The sequence below is a fragment of the Rhodococcus sovatensis genome, from assembly GCF_037327425.1.
In the GTDB taxonomy this organism is placed as follows: Bacteria; Actinomycetota; Actinomycetes; order Mycobacteriales; family Mycobacteriaceae; genus Rhodococcoides; species Rhodococcoides sovatense.
Genome location: NZ_CP147846.1, coordinates 4338515 through 4364486, shown reverse-complemented (window position 1 = coordinate 4364486; position 25972 = coordinate 4338515). Strand labels below are relative to the sequence as shown.

Annotated in this window: 20 protein-coding genes and 4 pseudogenes; 10 read left to right on the top strand and 14 right to left on the bottom strand. The window is 62.4% G+C overall.

All coding sequences use genetic code 11. The features are described 5' to 3' along the window. The first annotated feature begins 3 nt into the window (after positions 1-3). Genes paaZ through WDS16_RS20360 form a run of 4 tightly spaced genes read left to right on the top strand, consistent with a single transcriptional unit; the run spans position 4 to position 3877 of the window. The gene (gene paaZ, locus WDS16_RS20375; RefSeq protein WP_338887210.1) at positions 4-2031 is read left to right on the top strand and encodes a phenylacetic acid degradation bifunctional protein PaaZ; all 2028 of its coding nucleotides are present in this window, start codon (positions 4-6) and stop codon (positions 2029-2031) included. After that, positions 2028-2345, top strand: coding sequence for an EthD family reductase (locus WDS16_RS20370; protein ID WP_338887208.1), 318 nt, complete (start codon positions 2028-2030; stop codon positions 2343-2345). Before paaZ ends, WDS16_RS20370 begins: the two co-directional genes overlap by 4 nt. Positions 2346-2368: 23 nt before the next feature. Then, positions 2369-2737, top strand: coding sequence for a hydroxyphenylacetyl-CoA thioesterase PaaI (gene paaI, locus WDS16_RS20365; RefSeq protein ID WP_338893550.1), 369 nt, complete (start codon positions 2369-2371; stop codon positions 2735-2737). Between the two features lie 27 nt (positions 2738-2764). Beyond that, positions 2765-3877, top strand: coding sequence for a helix-turn-helix domain-containing protein (locus WDS16_RS20360; protein ID WP_338887206.1), 1113 nt, complete (start codon positions 2765-2767; stop codon positions 3875-3877). Here WDS16_RS20360 and WDS16_RS20355 read toward each other — a convergent pair. Next, positions 3861-5267: an FAD-binding oxidoreductase gene (locus WDS16_RS20355; protein WP_338887204.1), complete on the bottom strand. Its 1407-nt coding sequence runs from the start codon at positions 5265-5267 to the stop codon at positions 3861-3863. The two genes, WDS16_RS20360 and WDS16_RS20355, sit on opposite strands and share 17 nt — an antisense overlap. Positions 5268-5564: 297 nt before the next feature. On the opposite strand from WDS16_RS20355, the pseudogene WDS16_RS20350 reads away from it, so the two are divergent. Next, positions 5565-6002: pseudogene (locus WDS16_RS20350) on the top strand (MFS transporter); the annotation flags it as partial. A gap of 15 nt (positions 6003-6017) precedes the next feature. On the opposite strand, the gene WDS16_RS20345 reads toward WDS16_RS20350, so the two are convergent. Then, entirely contained in the window at positions 6018-7331 is a 1314-nt protein-coding gene (locus WDS16_RS20345; protein ID WP_338886703.1) for an ISL3 family transposase, read from the bottom strand. A gap of 131 nt (positions 7332-7462) precedes the next feature. On the opposite strand from WDS16_RS20345, the gene WDS16_RS20340 reads away from it, so the two are divergent. Together WDS16_RS20340 and WDS16_RS20335 are read left to right on the top strand one after the other, a co-directional pair. Beyond that, positions 7463-8338, top strand: a complete 876-nt coding sequence (locus WDS16_RS20340; RefSeq protein ID WP_338887202.1) for an MFS transporter — start codon at positions 7463-7465, stop codon at positions 8336-8338. A 293-nt stretch (positions 8339-8631) separates the two neighbouring features. Then, positions 8632-9067 (top strand): annotated as a pseudogene (locus WDS16_RS20335) (IS5 family transposase); the annotation flags it as partial. 61 nt (positions 9068-9128) lie between these two features. On the opposite strand, the gene istB reads toward WDS16_RS20335, so the two are convergent. After that, positions 9129-9932, bottom strand: a complete 804-nt coding sequence (istB, locus tag WDS16_RS20330) for an IS21-like element helper ATPase IstB (protein WP_338887200.1) — start codon at positions 9930-9932, stop codon at positions 9129-9131. Beyond that, on the bottom strand, positions 9929-11560 hold the full coding sequence (istA, locus tag WDS16_RS20325) for an IS21 family transposase (protein ID WP_338887198.1): 1632 nt from the start codon (positions 11558-11560) through the stop codon (positions 9929-9931). The genes istB and istA overlap by 4 nt, the downstream gene beginning before the upstream one ends. A gap of 78 nt (positions 11561-11638) precedes the next feature. Here istA and WDS16_RS20320 point away from each other — a divergent pair. Further along, positions 11639-12223, top strand: a pseudogene (locus WDS16_RS20320) (IS5 family transposase); the annotation flags it as partial. A 114-nt stretch (positions 12224-12337) separates the two neighbouring features. Here the strand turns inward: WDS16_RS20320 and WDS16_RS20315 are convergent. The 7 genes and pseudogenes from WDS16_RS20315 to WDS16_RS20285 form a co-directional block, all read right to left on the bottom strand. Then, positions 12338-14086 carry a restriction endonuclease gene (locus tag WDS16_RS20315; protein ID WP_338887196.1) on the bottom strand — a complete coding sequence of 583 codons (1749 nt, stop codon included), beginning with the start codon at positions 14084-14086 and terminating at the stop codon, positions 12338-12340. A gap of 46 nt (positions 14087-14132) precedes the next feature. Beyond that, complete coding sequence (locus WDS16_RS20310) at positions 14133-15281, bottom strand: DUF4062 domain-containing protein (RefSeq protein ID WP_338887194.1); 1149 nt, start codon at positions 15279-15281, stop codon at positions 14133-14135. 142 nt (positions 15282-15423) lie between these two features. Continuing rightward, positions 15424-16351, bottom strand: a pseudogene (locus WDS16_RS20305) (IS5 family transposase). 150 nt (positions 16352-16501) lie between these two features. Next, a complete protein-coding gene (gene lpdA, locus WDS16_RS20300; RefSeq protein WP_338887192.1) occupies positions 16502-17869 on the bottom strand; it encodes a dihydrolipoyl dehydrogenase in 1368 nt (455 codons plus the stop codon). Continuing rightward, positions 17866-19158 (bottom strand): dihydrolipoamide acetyltransferase family protein, encoded by a 1293-nt coding sequence (locus tag WDS16_RS20295; RefSeq protein ID WP_338887190.1) that lies wholly within the window; start codon positions 19156-19158, stop codon positions 17866-17868. The genes lpdA and WDS16_RS20295 overlap by 4 nt, the downstream gene beginning before the upstream one ends. Beyond that, complete coding sequence (locus WDS16_RS20290; RefSeq protein WP_338887188.1) at positions 19155-20159, bottom strand: alpha-ketoacid dehydrogenase subunit beta; 1005 nt, start codon at positions 20157-20159, stop codon at positions 19155-19157. Before WDS16_RS20290 ends, WDS16_RS20295 begins: the two co-directional genes overlap by 4 nt. Then, the gene (locus WDS16_RS20285; protein WP_338887185.1) at positions 20156-21271 is read right to left on the bottom strand and encodes a thiamine pyrophosphate-dependent dehydrogenase E1 component subunit alpha; all 1116 of its coding nucleotides are present in this window, start codon (positions 21269-21271) and stop codon (positions 20156-20158) included. The genes WDS16_RS20290 and WDS16_RS20285 overlap by 4 nt, the downstream gene beginning before the upstream one ends. A 158-nt stretch (positions 21272-21429) precedes the next feature. Between WDS16_RS20285 and WDS16_RS20280 the strand changes: the two genes are divergently transcribed. Beyond that, a complete protein-coding gene (locus WDS16_RS20280; RefSeq protein ID WP_338887183.1) occupies positions 21430-21891 on the top strand; it encodes an Lrp/AsnC family transcriptional regulator in 462 nt (153 codons plus the stop codon). 97 nt (positions 21892-21988) lie between these two features. Beyond that, positions 21989-22534, top strand: a complete 546-nt coding sequence (locus tag WDS16_RS20275) for a gamma carbonic anhydrase family protein (RefSeq protein WP_338887182.1) — start codon at positions 21989-21991, stop codon at positions 22532-22534. Between the two features lie 83 nt (positions 22535-22617). Here the strand turns inward: WDS16_RS20275 and WDS16_RS20270 are convergent, their stop codons facing one another. The 3 genes from WDS16_RS20270 to WDS16_RS20260 form a co-directional block, all read right to left on the bottom strand. After that, positions 22618-24018, bottom strand: a complete 1401-nt coding sequence (locus tag WDS16_RS20270; RefSeq protein WP_338887180.1) for an amino acid permease — start codon at positions 24016-24018, stop codon at positions 22618-22620. Continuing rightward, a complete protein-coding gene (locus tag WDS16_RS20265) occupies positions 24015-24953 on the bottom strand; it encodes a universal stress protein (RefSeq protein WP_338887178.1) in 939 nt (312 codons plus the stop codon). The genes WDS16_RS20270 and WDS16_RS20265 overlap by 4 nt, the downstream gene beginning before the upstream one ends. A gap of 104 nt (positions 24954-25057) precedes the next feature. After that, positions 25058-25831, bottom strand: a complete 774-nt coding sequence (locus WDS16_RS20260) for an IclR family transcriptional regulator (RefSeq protein WP_338887176.1) — start codon at positions 25829-25831, stop codon at positions 25058-25060. Positions 25832-25972: the final 141 nt, after the last annotated feature.

Sequence of the window (25972 nt, the reverse complement as noted above, 5' to 3'; positions counted from 1 at the left end):
GCTGTGAGCAGACTGCTGGAAAGCTACGCCCAAGGACGATGGTTTACTGCGAGCGACGAGGGATCCCCGTTGCTCAGCGCACTCGACAGCACCGAGGTCGCTCGGATCTCCTCGACCGGGCTCGATGTCGCAGGCATGATCGAGTACGCACGTAGTGTCGGCGGACCGGCCCTCGCTGCACTGACCTTTCACGAACGCGCGGCCCTGCTCAAGCAGCTGGGCCTGACGCTGATGGCGGGCAAAGACGAGTTCTACGAAATCTCCACGCTGACCGGGGCGACGACGCGTGACTCGGGCGTCGATATCGACGGCGGCTTCGGCACCGTGCTGAGCTACGCCAGCAAAGCGCGTCGGGAACTGCCGAACGACACCGTGTACCTCGACGGCGACATCGAGCAGCTCGGCAAGAAGGGTACGTTCCTCGGACAGCACATCTACACCTCGAGGCGAGGTGTAGCAGTACAGATCAACGCATTCAACTTCCCGGTGTGGGGATTTCTGGAGAAGCTGGCTCCCGCGTTCATCGCCGGGGTGCCGTCGATCGTGAAGCCGGCGAGTCAGAGCGCGTACCTCACCGAGTTGGTGTTCCGACGCATCATCGAGAGTGGAATCCTGCCCGAAGGATCAGTCCAGCTGCTGTGCGGCAGCGCGAGGGGCATCATCGATCATCTCGGTGGCCAGGATTCCGTCGCGTTCACCGGGTCCGCCGACACCGCAGCGGTCCTCCGTGCACACCCGAACGTCGTCGGTGAGGGTGTCCACTTCACCGCCGAAGCGGACTCGCTCAATGCCTCGATCCTCGGTTCCGATGTCGCACAGACTGATCCGGAGTTCGACCTGTTCGTCAAGGGAGTATTCACCGAGATGACCGTCAAGGCGGGGCAGAAGTGCACGGCGATCCGCCGAGTCCTGGTTCCGCAGTCGATGGTCGATCCGGTTGTCGAGGCGTTGTCGGCTCGACTCGAGAAGGTTGTCGTCGGTGATCCCCGCACCGAGGGCGTCACGATGGGAGCGCTCGCCAGCATCGATCAGCGCGACGAAGTTCTGAAGTCCGTTCGTGCGCTGACCAAGTCCGCTTCGGTGGTCTTCGGTGATCCGGAGGCGGTCGACCCGCGCCCCGGTGCATTCATGGCCCCTGTTCTTCTGAAAGCTGGGGACGCGTCGGCTCCCGAACCGCACGAGATCGAGGCGTTCGGACCGGTGTCGACCGTGATCGGGTACGAGAACACATCCGATCTGCTCGACCTCGTTGCGCGCGGAAAAGGTTCGCTCGTCGCATCGTTGGTGACCAAGGATTCTGCGATCGCTCGCGAGGTGGTTCTGGGATCGGCTCCCTATCACGGCCGCATTCTGGTGTTGAACAGCGAGGATGCCAAGGAATCGACCGGTCACGGATCCCCGTTGCCCGTGCTCGTCCACGGCGGACCCGGCCGCGCGGGTGGCGGCGAGGAGCTCGGCGGCATGCGCGGAGTGCTGCATCACATGCAGCGCACAGCAATTCAAGGCACACCTGATGTGCTCACTGCAGTGGGCAACAAATGGGTGGCCGGATCGGCGCGCGTCACCGGCGACGTACATCCCTTCCGGAAGGACCTCGGCGAACTCGCGCTCGGTGACACCATCGTCGGTGGACCCCGTCAGGTGACCCGTGCGGACATCGATCACTTCGCCGAGTTCACCGGCGACACGTTCTACGCGCACACCGATCCTGAAGCGGCGGCAGCCAATCCACTGTTCGGCGGCATCGTTGCTCACGGCTACCTCGTGGTGTCGCTCGCTGCCGGTCTGTTCGTCGATCCAGCGCCGGGCCCGGTTCTCGCGAACTTCGGTGTCGACAACCTTCGGTTCCTGACACCGGTCAAAGCCGAGGATTCCCTGACGGTGACCTTGACGGCCAAGCTGATCACGCCGCGCCAGAGTGCCGATTACGGCGAGGTGCGTTGGGATGCAGTGGTCGTCAACCACGAGGGTGACCCGGTTGCTACCTACGACGTGCTGACGCTCGTCGCGAAGCCGGAGGCTGTGTCATGAGCATTCGAGTGGCCGTCTGTTACGGAGCGCCCGAGGACCCGGGTGCGTTCGATCGTCACTACGCCGATGTGCACGTGCCATTGGCTCGTGCAGTTCCCGGATTGATCGACTTCACCTGGGGCACGTTGGACTCGCTCGACGATGTGCCACCGCCGTACTACGCAATCGCCAGCCTGTACTTCGCGGACGAGGAAGCGCTGAAGGCCGGATTGGCGTCGACCGAGATGAAGGCCGCAGGCAAAGACTTGCGTAACTTCGCGACCGGTGGCGCCGTCATGTTCACCCAGACCGAGCGATCGGTGTTGCAGCCGTGAGCGATTCGACGATTGCTCGGCAGATGTTCGAGGCCGACGCCGCGTCACGCAAGCTCGGGATCGAATTGGTCGAGCTGTCACCGGGTCACGCGAGAATGTCGATGGTCGTCACCGAGGATATGGTCAACGGTTATGCCATCACACACGGCGGATACGTTTTCCTGTTGGCGGACACGACGTTCGCGATGGCGTGCAATTCTCACGACGACTCTGCCGTCGCGGCACGGTGCGACATCCGCTATCTCCGTCCGACGAAGGCCGGTGACGTGCTGGTCGCCGACGCCGTCGAGCGTGCGAGGTTCGGCCGCAACGGCCTGTACGACGTGTCGGTGACATGCCGAGATGAGCTGATCGCGGAATTTCGAGGCGACAGTCGCACCGTAGCGCGGTAGTCGGGTCTCCGGCAGTACGGTGAGTCGATGACCACCGCCGATCTGTCCGCCTTGGCGGACGCAACCGCCACCGCGGTGGGCGGCGCAGTGTCGGTGATGGATCCACATGGCTTCGTCATCGCGTACTCGTCTGTTCCGGGTCAGCCGATCGACGACGTGCGCCGCGACGGGATTCTCGGCAAGCAGGTCCCGGCCGAGTACATGGTGCATCACCTCGACCCAGACTTTCGGCGTAGCTCGAAAGTGCACGTGGTGGACGTTCCCGGAGTGCTACCGCGACTGGCGGTGGCCGTGTCGGGCGATGCCGAGTATCTCGGCTCCATTTGGTGCATCGCTACCGGGGTTTCTCTGCGTCCACCTGATCCCGGTGCAGTGGCGGCAATGACCCGTGCAGCAGCCGCAGCGGTGCCGCTGCTGCTGGCTCGGCGTCATCCGCCCGGAGCCGACAATCCACGGGTGCGTGCGTTACTTACCGATCCAGATACCGTGACCACGCCAGGAAGTCGCTACACGGTGCTGGAGGCGAGGATCGATTCTGTGCAACCGGACGCCCTCCTGGTGCAGCTGGCGGATCTGTTGGAGCTCACGTTCGGCAATGCACCGGATTCGGGCTGCGTCATCGAGGATCGCACTGTCTTGTTGGTGCTGGCGTCGGAGGACGAACGCGGGTTCCTCGACGCCGCCGAGGATGTTCGACGAAAGGCGGAGGCGGCGTTCGGTGTATCGGTGAACTTCGCGATCGGCGGCCCCGATGCCCGGCCCACAGTGGCACGCAGGCAGGCACACTGGGTGCTCGACGCGATCGGCGACGGCGTGACGACGACGACCTTCGAGCAGAATCGCGTGCCGGTCACTCTCCGTAGAGCGGGTGATGCACTCTCGGACCTGCCGTTGGCGATACCGGCCGTCGAGAAGATGCTCGCGTGCGACGCCGCCGAAGGTACCGAGTACGCAGCGACGGTGCTGGCGCTGTTGACGCATGAATCGAATGTTGCCGCCGCATCGGCGTCGTTGTATCTGCACGCCAACACCTTTCGTTACCGACTTCGGCGGACCAAGGACCTGTTCGGTCTCGATCTCGACGACGCGGACACTCGATTACTGGTGTGGATGTCGCTACGGTTCACGACCGGGCGGTGAGGACTTTTCCTGGATTGAGTAGGTAGTGTGGGTCGAGTAGTTCCTTGATGCCGCGCTGCAGTTCCGCTGCGACCGAATCGAGCTCGGTTTCGAGGAGATCCCGTTTGAGCAGTCCGACTCCGTGCTCGCCGGTGATGGTTCCGCCGAGCGAGAGCGCGAATGCTGCGATCTCGTCGAATGCCCGTTGTGCGGCCGTCAACGATGCCGGGTCCGTCGGATTCACGATGACCGTGGGATGAATGTTGCCGTCACCCGCGTGGCCGACGACGCCGATGACGATACCGATGCGCTCGGCAATGTGTCCTACTTCGTCGATCATCGCGGCCAGCTGCGAAATTGGCACGGACACATCGTCGACCAATGGCGAACCCAGACGCTCGAGCGCGGGGTACGCCAAGCGACGGGCCTGAACGAGTTGCTCCGACTCGATCTCGTCCTCGGCGACAGCAACATCCGTCGCGCCGGATTCGGTGCACAGCGCAGCGATGAGTTCCAGCTCCTGCACCGCGCCTGAGCCGACATCGGATTGGGCGATCAGTACGGCTGCGGCGTCGGTCCCGAAGTCCATGCGCGCGTACGCGTCGATCGCGGCGATGGTGGTGCGGTCCATCAGCTCGAACAGGCTCGGCGTGATACCCGCGGCGCGGATGCGCGTCACCGCCTCTCCCGCAGCGACGGTGGACGGAAAGGTCGCGGCCATCGTGAGCGGGGTGGCGGCAGGGAAGTCGAGGCCGACTGTGGCCTCGGTGATGATGCCGAGCGTGCCCTCGGATCCGACGAACAGGTCTGCCAGGGAGAGTCCGGCCACGCCTTTGACCGTGCGTCGACCGACGAAGGTGGCCCGGCCGTCGGCGAGCACGACGCGCAGACCACGGACGAATCGCGCAGTGACGCCGTATTTCACGCAGCACAGACCCCCTGCATTGGTGGCGATGTTGCCACCGATCGTCGACGCCTCCCAGCTGGACGGGTCGGGCAGATACGTCAAGCCTTGCTGTAGGGCAGCCTCCTTGAGCTCCTTGTTGGTGACGCCGGCTTGCACGACTGCAATGCGATTGACGACGTCGAGTTCGATGATCTTGTTCATGCGCCGGGTGTTGAGGGCAATGGCTCCGACGCTGGCATTCGCTGCTCCGGCCAGGCCGGTCAATGCTCCCTGTGGGACGACGGGAATGCGGTGCGACGATGCGATATTCATGATGGCCTGAACATCGGATTCCGTGGTCGGCAGTACCGCGGCCAGTGGCAGGGCAGATTCACAGAGAGCTGCCGAGTCGTGTCGGTAGCTCTCGAGGATGTCCGGGTCGGTCACCACCGCATCGGTGCCAAGCGCACGCATCAGTTCGTCGATGATCGCAGTGTCGAGTTCGGGGATTGCCGGCACAGCCATGAGTTCGAGTATGGCCTTCCGTCACTGTCGCTGTCTGCGTCGTTTCGGACGAATCGAACGGCACCGATCGGTAGTTTCCGACGAAATCGGTCATGCACCCCCGGTCATGATCGGTACCACCTTGACAAACCATCGTGTCGCCGGTCACAGTGATTACCGACCGAATGGACGGTGAGTTTCGGCCGGATTGTCGGTTGCCCGAATTCGTCGTTCTTTTACCCACGTCCCGCCCCACGACACTCCGAATTGCCGCTCTCATGTCCGAGAGCCGGAACCCGAACGAAACGAGACAAGTCGATGTCAACACAGGTCGAGACGCCCACCGGGGTGTCGCGTGAGCATCGCCGCGCCGCGATGGCCAGCATGGTCGGAACCACTGTCGAGTGGTACGACTTCTTCATCTACGCGCAGGCAGCGTCGCTGATCTTCGCCCAGTTGTTCTTCGCACCCATGGGGTCGTCCGGGCAGCTCGTCGCCTACGTCACCATCGGCATCAGCTTCGTCTTCCGCCCCCTCGGGGCCATCGTCGCCGGTTACTTCGGTGACAAGATCGGACGCAAGAAGGTCCTCATCGCGACCCTCACGCTGATGGGTGCTGCCACCGTGGGTATGGGTCTGCTCCCCACGTACGCGACCATCGGCATCTGGGCCCCGATCATCCTGATCGTGCTGCGCATCCTGCAGGGATTCTCCACCGGTGGTGAATGGGGCGGCGCGGCATTGATGGCTCTTCAACTTTAACCGGGCAACTCAGCAGGAAGTCTGAATACTGGCCCGCGCGGAGCGGGTCGTGTGAAACCGTATCCGACGGGCCGAGTTGTCAACGTTCCGGAACCCACATGCGGATCGCTTTACCTGTTTTACCAGTCGGTTGTAGCCTTCCGTTTTGGCGTTGGTGATGCCGGTGGTGATGAACGCGTTGATTTCCGGCCACCACGTGTCGACCATCTTGGCCAACGTGAGCAGCTCCGGGACCTGCGAATCGGCGCACCATGTGAAGAACCGCTGCAACCGATGCGATGTCCGATGCCGATCCCCACCATCGCGGACGGTCGAGAGCAAGGTCCTCAATTCCTCCTTCGCGATATACGCGGACAAGATCTGAGCACTCGGATCCTGCGCGTCGATTTCATTCCACATTCGAGCAAACCCTCTGTCCGACATACGTTCCCGGCCACGCAGAAGTCGACGTCTGTTCGCCCATTCCGGGTCGATCGCCCGCCCACGCCGGGACCGCTGATCCCACGTCACCCGCTGCCGAACCTTGGTGACGGCGTCGTTGGCTTTGGCGACAAGATGGAAATGATCGACCACCAGCACTGCGTTCGGCAACAGGTCCGGGGTGCGGACCGCGGAGGCGTAGACAGCGGCGGGGTCGATCGCGACGTATTCGATGCCGTCCCGAAACTGCGCACTACGAGCACGGAGCCAGCCCACCACTGTCGCCGACGTGCGACCGCTTTGCTGCCCGAGCAAGCCCTGAGAGCCGCTGATGTCGACGAACCCGGTGTCCCACGGATCGGTCCGCACCCATGTGCCTGTCGTGGTGCAGCGGTCCCATCGCGGCTTGCCGCGGCGGGTCTCATCGATTCCCAACACTCTCACCGGGTCGGGTTCGGTCAACATCCGCCCGGCCAGATCGACGAACCCTCGATGCGCAGTCGGCCAGGAGACGCCGTGACTGGTCGCCACTTCGGAGACCGATCGGGCAGCGTCTCCGATAGCCCATCCCATCGCGCGACCGAGCCGGCCGGTCACCCTTGCCCGCGGGGGTAGCTCGTCGACGCTCTCGGTGAACGATCCGCGCTGGCAATACTCCTCCCGGCAACGCCACCGGGTTTTGGTCCACTGCAACAGTATTGATACCTCACCGTACGGAATGTCTTTCGGTCTGGTGACCGCATGCCCCTTCACCGATGTCGACACCACGCCGCAACCCGGGCATGCCGCGGCCCGTTCGTCGTCGGTGAAGAACTCCACCAATCGCACGCCGATATCGTCGGTGGACACACGGTCCACGCGTACTCCGGGCAACCCGAACAGCACTGTCGTACTCTGATCCATGCCCTTGGTTCCTTCTGCAGTCGGAATGTGTCGCAACATCCAGACTTCAGGGGCCAAGGGCTTTCAGCTGGTAGACGCGCCGAACGAGCTCAGGACCAGGGTTGCCCGGTCAAGATCGAAGAGCCGCATTGATGGCCGTCGAACACGCGCCGAAGGGCAAGCGTGGAATCTACGGCGCAGCAACCCAGATGGGTGTCCCGCTCGGCATGCTCATCGCGGTAGGAACGTTGGCACTGTGCACCGGTTTGCTCAGCGAGGAGCAGTTCGAGGCCTGGGGCTGGCGCATTCCGTTCCTCATCAGCTTCGTGCTGATCCTCGTCGGCTTCTACATCAGGCGTCGCGTCGAGGAAACCCCCGTGTTCAAGGAGCTCTCGGAACGCAAGGAGCGCAACCACACTCCAGTCCGTTCGCTGTGGCGCACCAACAAGAAGCAGGTCATGCTGGCTGCACTGTCGTTCATCGGCACCAACGGCAACGGCTACATCATCGTCGGCGGCTTCATCGTGGCGTACTCGACGCGTGAACACGGCCTGGCCCGAGTCGACGTGTTGGTCGCCAGCCTGTTCGCGGCCGTCGTCTGGGGAGTGTTCACTTTGCTCGGGGCGCATCTGTCCGATCGCTACGCCCGGACCACCATCATGAACCTCGGCAACGCGGCAATGGTGTTGTGCGCCATCCCGTTCTTCCTGCTCGTCGACACCGGTGAGCTGCACTGGATCTACCTGGCCCTCGGTCTCTTCGCCGTCGGACTCGGCCTCTCCTACGGACCGCAGCCGGCGCTGTACGCCGAGATGTTCCCCGCTGCCGTCCGGTTCAGCGGCGCGTCCATCGGTTACGCCATCGGCACCGTGCTCGGCGGAGCATTCGTCCCGACCATCTCCGAGGCGCTGTTCAAGGCCACCGGCACCTCGATGTCGATCTCGATCTACCTGATGATCCTGGCGGCCATCTCCTTTGTTGCGACCTCGCGCATAAAGAACCGTAGAGACGAGGATCTGAACGTCTGACGTACAGCGCTACGAAGGCCCCGGAACCATTCACGTTCTTGGGTTTTCGTCGCGAATAAGACCAACTTACTGGGCTACCGGGAGTCGGTCAGTGAGCTGAAGCAGGCTATCGGTAAGTGTCTTCAACGACCACCACGGATCCGAACGACTTCGACGCACCACTGATCTGCATCGACTCCATGAGCCTAGACCGCACCGGTACTGCCCCGAAAACGACCGTATGATCCGCTGATCTGCCGACGTCTCGAGCGTGTCTCCCAAATTTGAGAGGTGCTGTCAGCGATGATATTTCGATGACGCGCGTGGGAGTGATCAGTGACGAGTTCTGGGAGATCGTCGAGCCAGTGATACCCACCGACGTGGGAAAACGTGGGCGGCGGTTCGCCGAGCACCGGCGAATTCTGGAGGGCATCGCATACCGATTCCGTACCGGGTGTCCGTGGCGAGATCTGCCGGAGGACTTCGGTCCGTGGCAGACGGTGTGGAAACGCCACCACCGATGGTCCTTCGATGGCACCTACGACGAGATGCTTGCCGCGGTGGCCGAGGTGTTCGGTCTCGACCCGGAAGAACTCGACGGCGATATCGGGGCGGTGCTCTCGATCGACTCGACCAGCGTCCGGGCGCATCAGCATGCGGCCGGTGCGCGAGCCGACACTCTCACAGGGGGCCTTGTCGAATTACAAGAAATCCGTCGACGAACCCGCTGACCACGCGTTGGGTCGATCTTGTCGCTTGCCAGGTTGATGGGACCACCTGATTGCCAGAGGGTAGGGACCACCGTGGCGCGTTATTGAGGATGCGTGTTGTCGGTGTTTTCGTCAACTGTTCCGGGGCGGGTGCGTTGGCGGTAGGACGGTCCTTCGATGATGAGGGTGTGCGCAGCGGAGGTCAGTCGGTCGATGGCTGACTGGGCGAGGAGGGTGTCGGCGGTCATGGTCAGCCACTCTGATGGCTCGCGGTTCGAGGTGACGATCGTGGTTTTCTTCCGGTGGCGCTCGACGATCAGTTCGTAGAAGTCGCTGGTCTCGGTGGCGTCGAGTGGTCGCAGCGCGAAGTCGTCGATGATCAGGACTTCGATTGCGGTCAGTCGCCGGATTTCGGCGTCGACGGTGTTGTCGAGTCGCGCTGCTCGTAGCCTGGTGAACAGTTTGTCCGATCGAGCGAACAGCACACTGTGTCGTCTTCGGATTGCCATGTGTCCCAATGCTGTTGCCAGATGAGTTTTGCCGACCCCGACCGGCCCGAGGATGATCGCGGACTGGTGGGCATCGAGAAAGCGCAGTGACGTCAGATCGCCGAGCAGTGTCCGGTCGTACCGGAGATCGTCGAGTGCGTTCCAGGAATCGAAGGCCATCGCCGGATCGAGCCCCGCCTTGGTCGCCCGTAGCATCGCCGAACGGGAGTCGCGGCGATTCACTTCGTCGGCAAGGAGTACTTCGAGGAATCCGATGTGACTGAGCTTGTGTTGGCGGGCCAGAGCAGCGCGTTCGGGCAAGGTGTCGGCGAGCGCGCCGAGTTTGAGGGCTTTGAGTAGTCGGACGAGGTCGGTGCCGACCGGTTCGGTCGTGCCTGCGGTGCGAGTGGTGGTCATGGGCGTCCCTCCGAAGGTGCGGTGCTGCCGTCTACGACGGACAGTGAAGTGGTTGCAGTAGAACGAAATTCGGTTGGATCGCGGGAGAACCGCGTTGATGATTGTCCGACTGCTTTCGGTAGATCCGGCGTGGTGGATTCGGTGGCGCGCTCGAGCATCGAGGCGATCTTGGTGACGGAGACGACATCGAGATCGAGCGAAAGCGCGCAGGCCTGTTCCACCCGTTCGGCTCCGTAGCGGCGGACCAGTCCTTGAAGTCGGTAGACACTGCGGATCCTCGTCCACGGCAGTGGGTCATCGAGTATTCGTTCGGCGTAGATGCCGATGTTCGGCCCGTGTGAGGTGCATTTCGCGATGAGTGAGGCGACATCGCGCAAGGCGTAGTCGGTTTTGTGTTCGGGGAGATCGTCGCGGTCGGTACTGCGGCCACCTGGAGGCTGACGGGGGTGAATCTTGACCAGGGTGCCGCGGTGATAGAACTTCACCAGTTCGGTGTCCGCGCGCACCGACAAGGTCGATCCGATCCACTGCTGCGGCAGCGAATACAACGCGCGTGCGACTTCGGCGTGGAAATCGCGGTGGACCTTGACGTCCTTGAAGATCGGCACGTCGTAGACCGCCGGAACCGGCAGCAATACCGGCAGTTCAAAGTCCTCGAACACTTCCAGCGGCCGTGCACAGGTCGTGCCGTGAATGCGCATGCCCGCGGTGCTGGCGCACCAGCGGACCACCGCCTCCTGCGCTTGCGCGAGGCTGGTGAATCGTTCACCGGCCCAGAAGTTACCGCGCACGTATTGCACGGTGCGTTCGACCCTCGGTTTGTCCTTCGGCGACCGGACCCGCGCTGGATCGGTAATGAACCCGACATGATTGCTGTAGTCGAGCCAGCCATCGGTGAATCGCGGAGTGATCGGGTCCGCCTCGTTGACAACGGGTTTGAGGTTGTCCGGGATCAGGACCGCGAAGACTCCGCCGAAGAACTTCCACGCTGCTTCGCAGCCGGCGATCACCGCCACCAACGTCTGCGAGTACGTCAACCACACGAACATGTGCCGGCTGTAGACCGCGGTGAAAATCAGGGCGTGGACCTTGCGAGCGCGACCGTCCTCGGGGTCTGTGAGCATCCCCAGGTAGCCGAAGTCGACCTGGCATTCGATCCCCGGGTCACCGTCGACGACGCGGACCGTCAGGTTCTTGCGGCCGAAACCGCACCGCTCGGTGGCGAAGCGGTGCAACGTCCGATACGGCACCACGCAGCCCTTACGGGCAAGCAGCACTTCGATTTTGGTGATAGTGAGCGGCTTCTGTTCACCATCGCCTGCCACCCACTTGGTGATCTGCTCTTCATGGGGCACGAGCTGCTCCCATGCCGCGCCGTGACCGTGCGGTCGGTCGGGACGGACAGCATCGACGACCGCGGCGATGAGATCATCGTTCACCGCAGCGGCAGTGTCGGTTCTCTTGAGGCCACCTCCTTGGGCTGCCTCGACGTACCGACGGACGGTCTTACGGTCCACCCCGGCATGCTCGGCGATCTTGCGTGAACCGGGAGCCGGCAATGCTGGCGTCCCGAGCCACAACCGCAGTACTTCTCTGATTTCGTTCACACTGATCTCCCGAAAAGCCATGCTCACCGACCTCCGTGACGTGCTTGGTGCTGTCACAGACGATCGAACGAGCAAACGACGAGACCACCGGCAAGGCGCGCCGGTGGTCCCATAACTGGCAATCCAGGTGGTCCCATCACCCTGGCAAAATCAGGTCAAGCTGGTCCCATGCTCATGGCAGACGACAGATCTCGCGGAGGATTCACCACGAAGATCCATGCACTGACCGACCTGACGTGCTCGCCGGTGACGATGCTGCTGACCGGTGGGCAAGCCGGGGACAATCCACAGTTGGTGCCGTTGCTCGATGCCCACCGAGCTGCCGGTGGGGACCAGGACTACCGATTGCTCGCCGACAAGGCGTACACCCATCCCAGTACCCGCACCGAACTGCGTCGCCGCAAGATCAAACACACCATTCCCGAGCGCAGCGACCAGAAGCAGCGACGGGCCGACAAGGGGTCCGCCGGTGGTCGTCCACCGGGTTTCGATCCGACGATGTACAAGCACCGCAACACCGTCGAGCGTGGCTTCGGGCGGCTCAAACAGTGGCGTGGTGTGGCCACTCGATATGACAAGTACGCCATGACATTCCTCGGGGGCGTTGTCCTGTGCGCGGCAGTTCTGCACTCCCGCAACCACAACCACCGCCCGGCGATGAAAACGAAAACGGACCCAATTTAAGAGACACGCTCTAGACGGTAAGCGTCGTTCGCGATTGGCAACCGTCTGCCGAGTGCGTGGGTGCGGCTAAAGCTCGGAAACAATCGAGCTGAATGCAGTCACAGGTCATCTACTTCACTTCTCGTCCACCCGCCGTGAATGGACCCGCCCCGTATCTGCTTCACCATCGAAGCGCACCAAGGTTGCTTGATCTTCCTTGTCTAACGGTTCGAAGCGAACAGACTCCGCAGTCACTTCTGAAACCACACCTCTCATTAGAGCTGCCTGCTTTCCAACTACGTATGTCTGGCCGTCCAACTCAAAGTTGATATCACGAATCAGTCGCAGTTCGGCTTCATCACCCACCTCAAATTTCACCCACTCGGAAGGATCCGAGCTTGGATCTCGGTCCACTTTAAAACCTGACCACGTCGCTGTTACCGATTCGCCAGACATGATCCTGTCGGCTTCCAATATGGCTAACGCCTGTTCCCCGGTGAATACTCTGGGGAACAGCAGGCGATCCGAAGTGTGTTTTTGCAACGAGCGAATGGCCTTAGCTAGCTTGGCGAATCTAGAGAAGTCCGGGTCTTGCTCCCGTTCACTGTCAATAGTTCCAACAGTAAATTTGCGCGGACCAAACGCCTGGGCTAGACCCATGATATTGGACCCGTGCAAATTTGCGAGAAACTCCAGACTGCTTACTATATCGTCAGGGCGCTTACCGCCCACATCCACAGAAATTTTGAAGTTCAGCGTTATTTCAGGATATTTCTTAGAGAGCATTTCAATCTCCACGAATCCTGGAGAATCGATCCATACTGTTCGCCGACCACCCTCTATGCCTTCAGTAACTTCCATTAGGCTTAGTTCCAGTTCTGCAAGAGGTCTACTTTCGGGAGTCAACATCGCGATGATCAATTCTCGCTCGGTCACGTTCTCAAGCCCCGAGGTCGCCGGGGAGAGCCTTAATAATCCATCCATCTCGTGACCGCCGAGTCCTCCAGGGAGATCCAATTTCACCTTAGCGAATCCGGCTGGCAAAGCGACTGGAGTTCCGTATTCGACAAACTTGCGGAAATCGGAAAGCGCGGAATCGTCACCTTGTATGGAAACGGTAAAATGTCCCGTCACCGGCTTTTCGATTGTCGCTGCGAGCGATCTAGCGATTATGCTGACATTAACCCACCCATCGTTTGAACCATATCCCGCTACCGCAACTAAGCCTGGCGGAGATGATTCTGCAATGGATTGACTTGGAGGCTCGGCGGTGAGCGAAAGCTCGTATCGATAGAACGGGTCATATTGGTTGATTAGGCGATACACATCTCTAACGTCGTCGATGATGTCGATGGGGGCCATCGGGTCGCCCTTGCTTCGATCGTGCCGTCCAGAAAGTAGGCCAACAAGACGATCCGTCTGCTCCTGCAGGCGCGCGCGTCCGTCACGCAAGTAATAATCAACCACCTGAGGATGTGACGCTGCCAAAAACTCGATGCGATTAAGGCCTACCCAGTGAGTTTTAAACGGGAGCTCTTTCGTCATCTTTGCAAACCATGCAATATTCCCCGGCGTGGGATTCAAAGGTAGAACCAACCACCACGACGTAATTGTCCAGCCTTGCTTCTTTGCTGTTTCCACAACCTGATTCAGCGACCGGCGAATTTTGCGCTGTTGACTGCTGTTTAAATTCTCTGCGTACCGTTTAACTTGGTATACATCACGACCCGAGAAATTTGGCGCGGTTGGCACGAAGACATCGATGCCACCGTCACCGCGTCCTGGTCGTACCTGGGTAGCTTCGAAGTTTTCACTACACAGAAGCATCGCGACGGCGTCCTCCACCGTTTCACCCGGCAATCGTGTCCACTCGATCAACGACATCCAGAAAGCCTCTCACGTAACCAACGTCATCAAGTGTCGCCAGCTCTCAGAGATCGGTCGTGATGCCGTCTATGTCCACCGAGCCGGGTTCTGGTTCGTTGCCATACACCGCGGGCGGTGTCCAGGAGGCTCGTAGTCGCCGCGCGCCCTGGTGCGATGGGCCGAAGGCGAAGAACGAGACGCGGGATGCGATTTGGTCGCGGATGAGTCGCTCCTCGAACAGCAGTCGTGCTACTGGGCGGAGCACCGCGTCGTCGAGTGCCGACCCGCGAAGCGGGCCCAGCGGGTCGACGGGGGTTTGAACGAAGAAGTGCGTCTGCTCGGATAGCAGTGCTGTGCCGAACAAACCGTCGGACAACGCGCGTCGACTAATCTCGGCAGCGGGGATCCCATTGACAGTCATCCCGCGCATTGTTGATCCGCGATTCTCCTGGATGGTGAGTGCCAGGTTCTCGTGGTGGCCGATGGTTGAGACGGTACGGGTCGACAGGGTATCGACTCGAGTCGTCAGGGCATAACCGGGGATCGCCAAGGGGATTTCCCCGGCTCGACTGTCGCGAAGGCGAACGAGCTCGGAATGAACGGCGTCGCTGTGTACCGAGGCATCGATGGTGACAGTCCTGCCGTCGTTGGTGATCTCGCGGGATCTGAAGACTGCCCGTCCCACTCGCACCCACGGTGCGAGTTCTTCTGCCGCAAGGTCCTGCAGCCGCCGATGGACGCGTTTGCGAAGGTCGTCGGGTTCAGACCACGCACTAGTGGTGTACAGATTGCGGGCACTTTGGACGAGATCGCGTTGATGCCCGTCCATGTCACCGCCCTCTTGCACGAAGAGGCATAGCCTCAGTCCGTGACGCTCAGATTCGAGGAATTCGGCGTGTGTTGCTGAGAACCCGTCGGCCATCCTGACGCCGTAGCGGGGGCCCCACATGCCGACATAGATCGCAGAACTGCGTACCCCAGCGAGATAGGCCTGTTCGGCGGAGATGTCTTGGGCTCCGAGCTCCTCCTCGAACATCACCGGTGTCGCGCCAACATCCTCGATGGCCGCTCGTACAGCTGCGCGTTCGTTTGGCATGTCGGTAATGAGGCTCGAGACGAACACACGTCTGCCGCTCGCCCACGCGCGGACATCTGCGTCTGAGGCAGGCAACGACGCTGATCTCAGGTCCATGAGAAGCGGTTCGTGGTTCATGCGCTCGAGTTGATCACAAATTACTCACTCGCGACAGACCGCATGTGTCCGGTGATAGTCGAGCTGCGCCGATCTGCGGTGGTGCGGCTCTGTCCGTCTTTATCAGGGGCAGTCAACTACCCTGACTCCTAGAGCGTGTCTCTTAAATTGGGTCCGTTTTCGTTTTCATCGCCGGGCGGTGGTTGTGGTTGCGGGAGTGCAGAACTGCCGCGCACAGGACAACGCCCCCGAGGAATGTCATGGCGTACTTGTCATATCGAGTGGCCACACCACGCCACTGTTTGAGCCGCCCGAAGCCACGCTCGACGGTGTTGCGGTGCTTGTACATCGTCGGATCGAAACCCGGTGGACGACCACCGGCGGACCCCTTGTCGGCCCGTCGCTGCTTCTGGTCGCTGCGCTCGGGAATGGTGTGTTTGATCTTGCGGCGACGCAGTTCGGTGCGGGTACTGGGATGGGTGTACGCCTTGTCGGCGAGCAATCGGTAGTCCTGGTCCCCACCGGCAGCTCGGTGGGCATCGAGCAACGGCACCAACTGTGGATTGTCCCCGGCTTGCCCACCGGTCAGCAGCATCGTCACCGGCGAGCACGTCAGGTCGGTCAGTGCATGGATCTTCGTGGTGAATCCTCCGCGAGATCGACCCAGCGCGTGGTCAGCGGGTTCGTCGACGGATTTCTTGTAATTCGACAAGGCCCCCTGTGAGAGTGTCGGCTCGCGCACCGGCCGCATGCTGATGCGCCCGGACGCTGGTCGAGTCGATCGAGAGCACCGCCCCGATATCGCCGTCGAGTTCTTCCGGGTCGAGACCGAACACCTCGGCCACCGCGGCAAGCATCTCGTCGTAGGTGCCATCGAAGGACCATCGGTGGTGGCGTTTCCACACCGTCTGCCACGGACCGAAGTCCTCCGGCAGATCTCGCCACGGACACCCGGTACGGAATCGGTATGCGATGCCCTCCAGAATTCGCCGGTGCTCGGCGAACCGCCGCCCACGTTTTCCCACGTCGGTGGGTATCACTGGCTCGACGATCTCCCAGAACTCGTCACTGATCACTCCCACGCGCGTCATCGAAATATCATCGCTGACAGCACCTCTCAAATTTGGGAGACACGCTCTAGTCCACGGCTGTGTGACCGCAGAGCTCTGAAGGAGGTTGACCTCGTTCGGGTGACTGTCGCCGAAGTAAGATCGGGCAACGCGTTCGCCGACGCCTCGTGTTCAGCTGTGCGCGTGCAACGGCCGTCCGGACAGTGCCATCATCGCTTCACCGAGTGCCTCGTTCTGCGTGGGGTGGGCGTGGACGAAGCTGCCGACCTCCGACGGCAGTGCCTCCCATGCGACCGCGAGTTGCGCCTCGCCGATCAATTCACCCACCCGGTCGCCGACAAGATGGACGCCGACGACCGGGCCGTCCTCGCGTGCGCGGATCACCTTGACTCCGCCTGCGGTGGAGAGAATCCGGCTCTTGCCGTTGCCGCCCAGGTCGTAGACCATCGACGTCACGGTGCCGTACTTCTCCTCCGCTGCCTTCTCGGTGAGTCCCACCGACGCCACCTCCGGATGCGAATAGGTCACGCGTGGAACGAGATCACCGTCGATGCGCGCAGGTGCGAGGCCGGCGATGTGCTCGGCGACGAACATGCCGTGCTGAAAACCGCGATGTGCCAGTTGGTAACCGGGCACAATGTCGCCGACGGCATAGACGCCATCGGCGCTGGTGAGCAGATTGTCGTCGACAGTGACGAAACCGCGCTCGGTGGCGATGCCCTGCTCGGCCAGACCGAGACCCTCGGTGCGGGGTCCGCGTCCGACGGACACCAGCACGAGATCGGCAGTGAGGATGTCCCCGGATGACAGTGCCACCGCGACGTCGTCGAAAGATTCGGTGACGGTCTCGACTTTGGTTCCGGTACGAATGTCGATGCCGCGCTTGCGTAGTGCTTTGGTCAACTGCTTCGAGGACCATTCGTCTTCACCCGGAACGATGCGATCGAGTGCCTCGACGACCGTGACCTTGGCGTCGAACGATGCCCAGATGCTGGCGAACTCGATTCCGATGACTCCGCCGCCCAGTACGACGACCGACTCCGGCACCCGGTCGAGCGACAACGCGTCGTCACTGGTGAATACCCGTGGCCCGAGTTCGATTCCCGGCACGGTGCGCGAATACGACCCAGTCGCGAGGACCAGCGAATCCCCGGTGATGCGTCGACCGTCCACCTCGACGGTACGAGGACCGACCACCTGGCCACGTCCGGAAACGATTTCGATGCCCGGACGCTTCAACAGCCCTTGCAGCCCGGAGTAGAGACCGGCGACGACACTGCGCTGGTAGTCAAGCGCCGCAGGCATATCCACACCGACCAACGATGCAGTGACCCCGACGTGCGCCGAGCCGCGCACCGCGTCGGCGACCTCGGCCGTGTGCAGCAGAGCCTTGGTGGGGATACATCCCCGATGCAGGCAGGTGCCTCCGAGCTTGTCTTCCTCGATCAGCGCTACCGACAGTCCGAGCTGTTCGGCGCGCAGAGCACAGGAGTACCCGCCGGAGCCGCCTCCGAGAACGACGATATCGACATCGCTCATCGGACGGCGCTCAGTGCGAGAACAGGATTTTCGATGTAGTCGGCGACGGTTCGCAGGAACCCGCCCGCCACTCCGCCGTCGCACACGCGGTGATCGAATGCCAACGACAGCTGCGCGACCTTTCGGACGGCGAGTGTGCCGTCGACCACCCATGGCCGGTCGATGATGCGTCCGATACCCAGGATCGCGGCCTCGGGGTGATTGATGATCGCAGCGGAACCGTCGACCCCGAACACTCCGTAGTTGTTCAGTGTGAATGTTCCGCCGCTCAGCCGTGCTGCGGGAAGCGATCCAGTTCGTGCGAGTTCGGTCAGCTCGGCCAACCGCTCGGAGAGTTCCTTCAGATCGGCCTTGTCTGCCTGCGGCACCACCGGAACCATCAGTCCGCGATCTGTCTGCGCGGCAATGCCGAGTCCGACGTTCTCGTAGCGAAGAATTTCGCCGGCGGCGGTATCGACCGTGCTGTTGAGCTCCGGGAACTTGGCCAACGCGATCATCGTCAGCTTCGCCAGCACCGCCAGCAGCGTCACCTTGACCCCGTCGATGGAGGCGTCGAGGTCGCGGCGTGCCTGGACGAGCGCGGTGGCGTCGACGTCGACCCAGACGGTCGCCTCGGGAATTTCCGCACGGCTGCGAGAGAGCTTGTCCGCGATGGTCTTACGAATGCCCGTGATGGGAATGCGGGTGATTCCGGCATTGGTGTGTGCGGGGGTGGCGAGGGCGCGTTCGACGTCGGCTCGGGTGATGATGCCGTGTGTCCCTGCGGTCTCGATGTTCTTCAGCGAGAGCCCGCCGTCCAGCGCCAGCTTGCGAACTATGGGTGAGAGCACTTTGGTTGCGGTGTGGTTCTGGGCCTCCGGCCCAGTGGCACGGTTATGTGCACCCTGGGACGCATTACCGTGCCACTGCGGAGTAGCTGCCTCGGATGCGTGTGCGCGGCGCCGACGCCGTCCTGCGGGCCCGTGGCCGGTGCCGTAACCAATCAGTACATTTCCCGAGCCGGCGCGTTCCTCTTCGCGGTACTGCTCGTGCGCTGTCGGGGTGCTTGCGGCATCAGTGACACTGATCAGCGGTTTCCCGACCGGCACCACGTCCCCCTCCGCGCCGTGCAGCACGGAGACGACACCCTCGAACGGGCAGGGAACCTCGACCGACGCCTTGGCTGTCTCTACCTCGACGACGACCTGATCGATCGTGACGGTATCGCCCGCCTTGACCTTCCATTCGACGACGACGGCGTCGGTGAGACCCTCGCCGAGGTCGGGAAGCATGAAGACCTGCTCGGTCATACCGATACCGCCGTGCTGAGGTCGGGGGTGTCGTTCCACTGCAGGCGCTCGATGGCGTCGAGGACTCGATCGGCAGACGGAAGGTGGAAGTGTTCGAGTTTCGGTGCGGGATAAGGGATGTCCAACCCACCGACCCGTAGAACCGGCGCATGCAGATGATGGAAGCACCGCTCCTGCACCCGTGCTGCGATCTCGGCACCCACTCCGGCGAAACTCTGGGCTTCCTGAACCACGACGCACCGGCCGGTCTTGCGCACCGAAGCGGCAACGGTGGCGTCGTCGAACGGACTGAGCAATCGAAGGTCGACAACCTCGACGCTCCGTCCGTCCTCGGCCGCGAACTCCGCTGCTTGCAACGCAACCGAGACGGTAGGTCCGTAGGCAAGGACTGTCACATCGGTGCCGGGGCGACGAACGACAGCGGTACCGATCGGCTCGTTTTTGGTCAGCTCGATATCGTCCTTGGAGAAGTACAGCCGCTTCGGTTCGAGAAAGATCACCGGGTCCGGATCCGCGATCGCCTCGCGCATCAGTGAGTACGCGTCCGCGACAGTCGACGGAGCCACGACCTTCAGCCCGGGGGTGTGCGCGTAGTACGCCTCTGAGGAGTCGCAGTGATGCTCGACGCCACCGATGCCACCCGCGAACGGAATTCGGATCACCATCGGAGCCGTCAACGATCCACGGGTGCGGTTCCGCAATTTGGCTACGTGCGAGACGATCTGTTCGAAGGCCGGGTACGCGAAGGCGTCGAACTGCATCTCGACGACCGGCTTGTACCCCGACATCGCCATTCCGATCGCAAAACCCACGATGCCCGACTCGGCAAGCGGGGTGTCGAAGCAGCGGTCGTCGCCGAAATCGCGCATCAACCCGTCGGTGACGCGAAAAACGCCGCCGAGTGTTCCGACATCCTCGCCGAACACAACGACCTTCTCGTCCTCGGTCAAGGCGTCGCGCAGGGCGGCGTTGAGCGCTCCCGCCATGGTCAGTGTGGTCATGACAGTTCTCCTGCTGCGATTTCGGCGGCGATCTGCTCGCGCTGGTCGAGCAATGCTGGGGTGGGGGTGGAGTAGACGAACCGGAACAGATCCTCCGGGTCGACGCTCTGTTCGACGTTCATTCCCGCGCGCAGTTCTGCGGCGTCGGCGTCGGCCGAGACCGTGATCTCGGTACGCAGCTCGTCGGTCAGAAGGCCCGCGCCGCCGAGGTAGGCGTCCAGACGGCTGAGTGGATCGCGGGCAAGCCATCCCTCGACCTCGTCGGCCTTGCGGTATCTGGTGGCATCGTCGGCATTGGTGTGTGCGTCCATGCGGTAGGTGTGTGCTTCGACGATCACCGGGCCCCGTTCCGCGCGAACGTAATTCACGGCTTCGTCCATGACGGACATCATCGCGATCGGATCGTTTCCGTCCACCTGTTCGCTGCCGATTCCGTAGCCGACGCCCTTGTGTGCCAGAGACGGCGCGGCGCTCTGCCGGGCCAGCGGAACGCTGATCGCAAACCCGTTGTTCTGCACCAGAAATATCACTGGAGCACGGAAGACGGCAGCAAAGTTGAGGGCTTCGTGGAAGTCGCCCTCACTCGTTGCGCCGTCGCCGCAGAAAGCCAGTGCGACGGTGTCGCGTCCCTGCTTCGCTTCGGCGTATGCGAATCCGGTGGCGTGCAACAGTTGCGTCGCAAGCGGAGTGCATTGAGGCGCAACATGATACTGCTTCGGGTCGTACCCGCAGTGCCAGTAGCCGGCGAGCATTCCGAGGAGTTCGACCTGGTTCACGCCTCGTGCGGCAAGGGCCATCGAGTCGCGGTACGTCGGGAACATCCAATCCTGCGGGCCCAGGCACAGCGCCGCCGCGATCTGGCACGCTTCCTGTCCGCGCGCAGACGGGTAGACCGCCAGTCTTCCCTGCTTGGTCAGCGCGGTTGCCTGCTGATCGAATCGACGGCCGTGCACCATCGAGCGGTACATCTCGAGCAAACGATCATCCGACGTGCGTGCGTATCGTGCTGCGCTCTCGACGTCGGTGCCGTCGGGCGCCAGATACTGCACCGGGTGATCGGCAGGCATGAACCGCTGGTACGACGCGGCCGCGTTCGTCTCGACAGTCGTCATAGAGCACTCTCCTGGTATCGACTTGGTACAGCGATTCTGGCGCAATGGGAGATCGATGAGTCGATTCGACGTAGGATTGCAGACGAATGGCGCAAATCGAGCCGAATTTGTGACAATCGTCGGGTGCAGTGCTGGAATGGGCGGGTAGGAGCGGACGTATGGACGACGTGAAAAATCGGGTCGAACTCGACGACGTGGATCGCCGAATTCTCGCTGAATTGACGGGCGATGGGCGGGTGTCGATGCGAGTACTGGCCGAACGGCTCAATCTGTCTCGCGCGCATACGTATACGAGGGTGGACCGCCTGAGGGATTCAGGAGTCATCGAACGCTTCACCGTTCAGGTCGATCACGCGGTGGCGGGCCTCGGTACGTCGGCGTTCATCGCCATGTCGATCAGGCAGGATTCGTGGCGTTCGGTGTCTGACAGGCTGCGGTCCATGGAGTTCGTGGACCACTTCAGTCTGCTCGGCGGAGATTTCGACGTTCTCGTTCTCGTGCGCACCCCGGACAACGAAACCCTGCGGCACGTGGTGCTCGAAGGACTCCAGGCACTCGACGGGGTGCGCTCGACCCGAACGTGGTTGATCTTCGACGAGGCGCGGGGTGGCTTGGGTTAGCCGACACCCCAGACCGGTTGGCAGTCGGGTCGGTAGTGTCGTCGACTGCGCAGTTCCAGCGATTGCAGAGTGCTCTGCCTATGAAGGGAAGCAACTTATGACAGATGATCGGACGACCGCAGGACCGCTCTGGGCGCTCGAAGGCGGAAGCCCGACGGTCGACCCGGAGGCATGGGTTGCTCCCACCGCGACGGTGGTGGGTCGCGTGCGCGTCGAGGCGTCGTCAGGAATCTGGTACGGCGCCGTGGTGCGAGCGGAGTTCGAGGACATCACGATCGGCGAGGGCAGCAATCTTCAGGACGGCGTGGCGGCGCACGTCGACCCGGGGTTCCCGTTGACGGTCGGCAAGAATGTGAGCGTCGGACACAACGCGGTGCTGCACGGGTGCACCATCGGCGACGGCAGCCTCGTCGGCATGGGCGCGATCGTCATGAACGGCGCTGTCATCGGTGAAGGCAGCTTGGTCGCAGCAGGCGCTCTCGTCCTCGAAGGCACGCAGGTTCCGCCGCGATCTCTGGTTGCGGGTGTGCCTGCCAAGATTCGTCGTGAGCTCACCGAGGACGAGGTGAGCCACAACGGGCTCAACGCTGCGGTGTACCGGGAATTGCTGAAGCAGCACCGATCCGCGAAGCCTGTGCAGTAGCGGCTCCGCCGCAGTGGCGCGGTTGAGTGCACCCCAATGCACTTAACCGTGCCACTGGGCGCGGAGCGCCCCGAAACAGGCCCCTACACGTTCAGGCGAGAATGATGCCGCGAGTAGGTGAAGTACAGGACCGTTGTCAGGGCCAGCCAGATCGCGAACAGCAGCCAGGTCTCCCAGTGCAGCGTCGAGATCAGGTACAGACACGCGAGGATCGATAGAACCGGCAGCACGGGGTACAGCGGCACTCGGAACCCGCGTTCCAGATTGGGTTCACGTCTACGCAGAATGATGACGCCTGCGGACACGACGGTGAACGCGACGAGCGTCCCCATGCTCACCAGGTCGGCGAGGAAGTCGAGCGGCAGCAGCCCCGCCATCAGTGCGACGACGATGGCCACGAGGATAGTGTTGGGGATGGGGCTCAACGTCTTCGGGCTTACGTCGGAGAAGATCTCCGGGATCATGCCGTCCCGACTCATCGCGAACAGCACCCGGGTCTGACCGTAGAGCGTGACGAGCGTGACCGAGAAGATCGACACGACGGCTCCTGCGGACAGAATGATCGATGGCCATTCCGAACCGGTGACGTTCTGCAGGATCTCCGACAGTCCGGCTTCCTGGCCTTCGAATTCGGTGTACTTCTGTGCGCCGATGGCCGCGAACGTGACGACCAGGTAGATGACCGTGACGACGATCAGCGCGGTGATGAGCGCGATCGGCAGTGTCTTTTTCGGATTCTCGACCTCCTCGCCCGCCGTCGACACGGCGTCGAGTCCGATGAAGGTGAAGAAGATCATGCCCGACGCGGCACCGATACCCGCAACACCGAAGGGTGCGAACGGCTCGAGGTTGGAGATGTCGAAGCCGAAAAATGCGATCACGGCGAACATTGCGAGGACACCGATCTTGGTGACCACCATGATGGCGTTGACGCGAGCGGATTCGCTGGTGCCGCGAATGAGCAGCAGGGCGCACAAGGCGACCAGAACGATTGCGGGAACGTTGATCCCGAATCCTAGGCCGTCACCGGGGGCGTGGCTCAGCACGTCCGGAATCTGAAAGCCGAACAGGCGGTTCAACAAATCGTTCAGGTACTGACTCCACAGCACCGACACGGCAGCTGTGGACACGCCGTACTCGAGAATGAGACACGCACCGACCAACAGCGCGACGAACTCACCGAGAATCGTGTACGCGTAGGTGTACGTCGACCCCGACGCCGGGATGCTCGACGCCAATTCCGCATAACAGAGGGCCGTGAGTCCCGCGGTGATCGCGGCGAGGATGAACGAGAAGATCACGGCCGGACCCGCCAACGGCACCGCGTTGCTGAAGATGAAGAAGATACCGGTGCCAACCGTCGAGCCGACGCCGATGCATGTCAGCTGGAACGTGTTCATGCTCCGCTTCAGTTGCGTACCACCGTGGTCGGATTCGAGGGCAGCGATGTCGCCGATCGGTTTGCGCCGCAGCAGTGAACTCATTGATCCTCCGTAGTGGTGCCGGCACGCAGTGAACTGCCGCGGGGTACGACGAGCATCGGCACGCGAGCGTACCGAATGATTTTCGACGCCGAGGAGCCGAGGAAGACGCGGGCCAACGGCCCGAGGCGGGACGAACCGACGACGAGGAGGTCGGTGTCGGTGAAGGCAGCTGCGTCGACGGATGCCTCCCAGCCGTTTCCGGCGACCGTTGCAGTCTCGACGACCAGACCGGGCCTGGACGATTCGAGAGCAGCTCGCGCTTGTCCGAGAAGAGCGTCGGCCTGTTCCTTCCACTGCGCGCTCACCACGTCCTCGGCGCCGTAACCGCCGAGGGGAGGGAACGTGGTGGAGGCGCGGGGTGCGAACGCGATGAGCCGCAGGGGGAGCGACCAGGCATCGGCAAGAGTCGACGCTGTTCGCAACGCGTCCTCCGATTGGGCCGTTCCCACGTAGGCGCAGCTGATGCGATCGAGGGACTTCACCGAATCTCTGGTGCCGATCGGTGCCAGCGCCAACGGCACGGCACAGGAATGCAGCAGTGAATCGGTCGTGCTGCCCGGTGCGAATCGCCCCGGTGTGCCTGTCGTGGAACCCAGTACGACGATGTCCGCGTGGTACTGCTTCGCTGCCTCGTTCAGCCCGGCGCTTTCGGCCGTGTTGCTGGTGTAGAACGCGGCGGGGTCGGCAGGGGTGAGCCCCAACTCGCTGATCGCGCTCTCCGCAGCCTCCACGGCGGCGACGCCCCGCTCGGCGAGCCAGCGCTGGTACTCGGCGTCGACCCTTGCCATCGACGGAAACGGCCATGACTGCGGGAGAACCGTGCAGGCTTGCACGGCGACGTCACCCGAGGCCGCAAGCCTCGCGACGAGCGCAAGTGCGTCGCGTCCCGAGTCATCGGGAACCCACCCGACCATCGCACTGATACCGATCCCCATATGCGCCTTTCGTGGGACGAGCAGCAAGATCAGATCAGTATGAGACCGATGCTTCTCTCGCGCAGCGGAAGCGCCAGAGCATGCGCGACGGGTGTCTTACGTGTTCAGCGTTCGGGTCGAAGAAGGCCGGTCAAGATGTGTGCCTGCTCGAGCAACAGGGTGCCGAGCTCCTTGTGGCGTTCCGGTCGGAATCGTGTCTCGACGCCGGTCAGGCTCAATGCCCACGCGGGCTTGCCGGTGCGATCGAACACCGCCGCTCCGATTCCCCAGCTGCCCTCGACCAGTAGCGCCGGATTGACGGCATATCCGGTTTCGCGGGTCGCGTCGATTCGTCTCGTCAACGCCTCGGGCGAATGCTCCGGTCCCCACTCGGGCTGCAGGTCGGTTCGCTTCAGATAATCGACAATCTCGCGATCGGGGAGGTGCGCAAGTATCACCATTCCCGCTGATGCCACTCCGAGCGGAAATCTGATGCCCTCGTACAGGACGTGGGAGCGCAGTGGGAAGCTCCCGTCTTCGCGAAGCAGACACACTGTCTCGTCGCCGCGGCGCGCCGATAGAAATGCGCTCTCACCGCTGACTGCGGAAAGCGTGTGTACGACGCGTCGCGCCTGGTCGGTGATGTCGTATCGGCCCGCCGCGGCGGCCGATCCGAGCAGGTACATCTCCGGCCCGAGCGTCCATCGACCGCTCGCAGCATCTCGATCGAGAAACCCCTCGTCCGCCAGGGATGTCAGAAGGCGATGCGCCGTCGGACGAGCCAGCTGTGTGGCGCGCGCCAACTCGGTGGTGGATCCGCCATCGGGCTCGGCCGCTCCGACAGCACGCAGAAGCGCCGCAGTGCGGGCTATTACATTCGGGGGAACGTTCGAGGCCACGGCCTGACTGTAGCAAGCGTCCATTCAATGAACGCATCAACTTCGATGGTTCGCCATGCGATCACTTCTGCGTCGATTCTCCGCATCCCCTTCCGGCAATCCACAGTTCAACGTCTACTGAGTGCAGTGATGCAGCGCGTT

Excerpts from the sequence above, each read along its gene's own strand:
- lpdA (WP_338887192.1), bottom strand. The coding sequence starts at position 17,869 with ATGAGCGATGTCGATATCGTCGTTCTCGGAGGCGGCTCCGGCGGGTAC.
- WDS16_RS20270 (WP_338887180.1), bottom strand. The coding sequence starts at position 24,018 with ATGAGTTCACTGCTGCGGCGCAAACCGATCGGCGACATCGCTGCCCTC.
- WDS16_RS20345 (WP_338886703.1), bottom strand. The coding sequence starts at position 7,331 with ATGGATCAGAGTACGACAGTGCTGTTCGGGTTGCCCGGAGTACGCGTG.
- istA (WP_338887198.1), bottom strand. The coding sequence starts at position 11,560 with ATGGCTTTTCGGGAGATCAGTGTGAACGAAATCAGAGAAGTACTGCGG.
- WDS16_RS20290 (WP_338887188.1), bottom strand. The coding sequence starts at position 20,159 with ATGACCACACTGACCATGGCGGGAGCGCTCAACGCCGCCCTGCGCGAC.
- paaI (WP_338893550.1), top strand. The coding sequence starts at position 2,369 with ATGTTCGAGGCCGACGCCGCGTCACGCAAGCTCGGGATCGAATTGGTC.
- WDS16_RS20295 (WP_338887190.1), bottom strand. The coding sequence starts at position 19,158 with ATGACCGAGCAGGTCTTCATGCTTCCCGACCTCGGCGAGGGTCTCACC.
- WDS16_RS20265 (WP_338887178.1), bottom strand. The coding sequence starts at position 24,953 with ATGGGGATCGGTATCAGTGCGATGGTCGGGTGGGTTCCCGATGACTCG.
- WDS16_RS20355 (WP_338887204.1), bottom strand. The coding sequence starts at position 5,267 with ATGGCTGTGCCGGCAATCCCCGAACTCGACACTGCGATCATCGACGAA.
- WDS16_RS20370 (WP_338887208.1), top strand. The coding sequence starts at position 2,028 with ATGAGCATTCGAGTGGCCGTCTGTTACGGAGCGCCCGAGGACCCGGGT.
- WDS16_RS20275 (WP_338887182.1), top strand. The coding sequence starts at position 21,989 with ATGACAGATGATCGGACGACCGCAGGACCGCTCTGGGCGCTCGAAGGC.
- WDS16_RS20340 (WP_338887202.1), top strand. The coding sequence starts at position 7,463 with ATGGCCGTCGAACACGCGCCGAAGGGCAAGCGTGGAATCTACGGCGCA.
- WDS16_RS20280 (WP_338887183.1), top strand. The coding sequence starts at position 21,430 with ATGGACGACGTGAAAAATCGGGTCGAACTCGACGACGTGGATCGCCGA.
- istB (WP_338887200.1), bottom strand. The coding sequence starts at position 9,932 with ATGACCACCACTCGCACCGCAGGCACGACCGAACCGGTCGGCACCGAC.
- WDS16_RS20315 (WP_338887196.1), bottom strand. The coding sequence starts at position 14,086 with ATGTCGTTGATCGAGTGGACACGATTGCCGGGTGAAACGGTGGAGGAC.
- WDS16_RS20285 (WP_338887185.1), bottom strand. The coding sequence starts at position 21,271 with ATGACGACTGTCGAGACGAACGCGGCCGCGTCGTACCAGCGGTTCATG.
- WDS16_RS20310 (WP_338887194.1), bottom strand. The coding sequence starts at position 15,281 with ATGAACCACGAACCGCTTCTCATGGACCTGAGATCAGCGTCGTTGCCT.
- WDS16_RS20360 (WP_338887206.1), top strand. The coding sequence starts at position 2,765 with ATGACCACCGCCGATCTGTCCGCCTTGGCGGACGCAACCGCCACCGCG.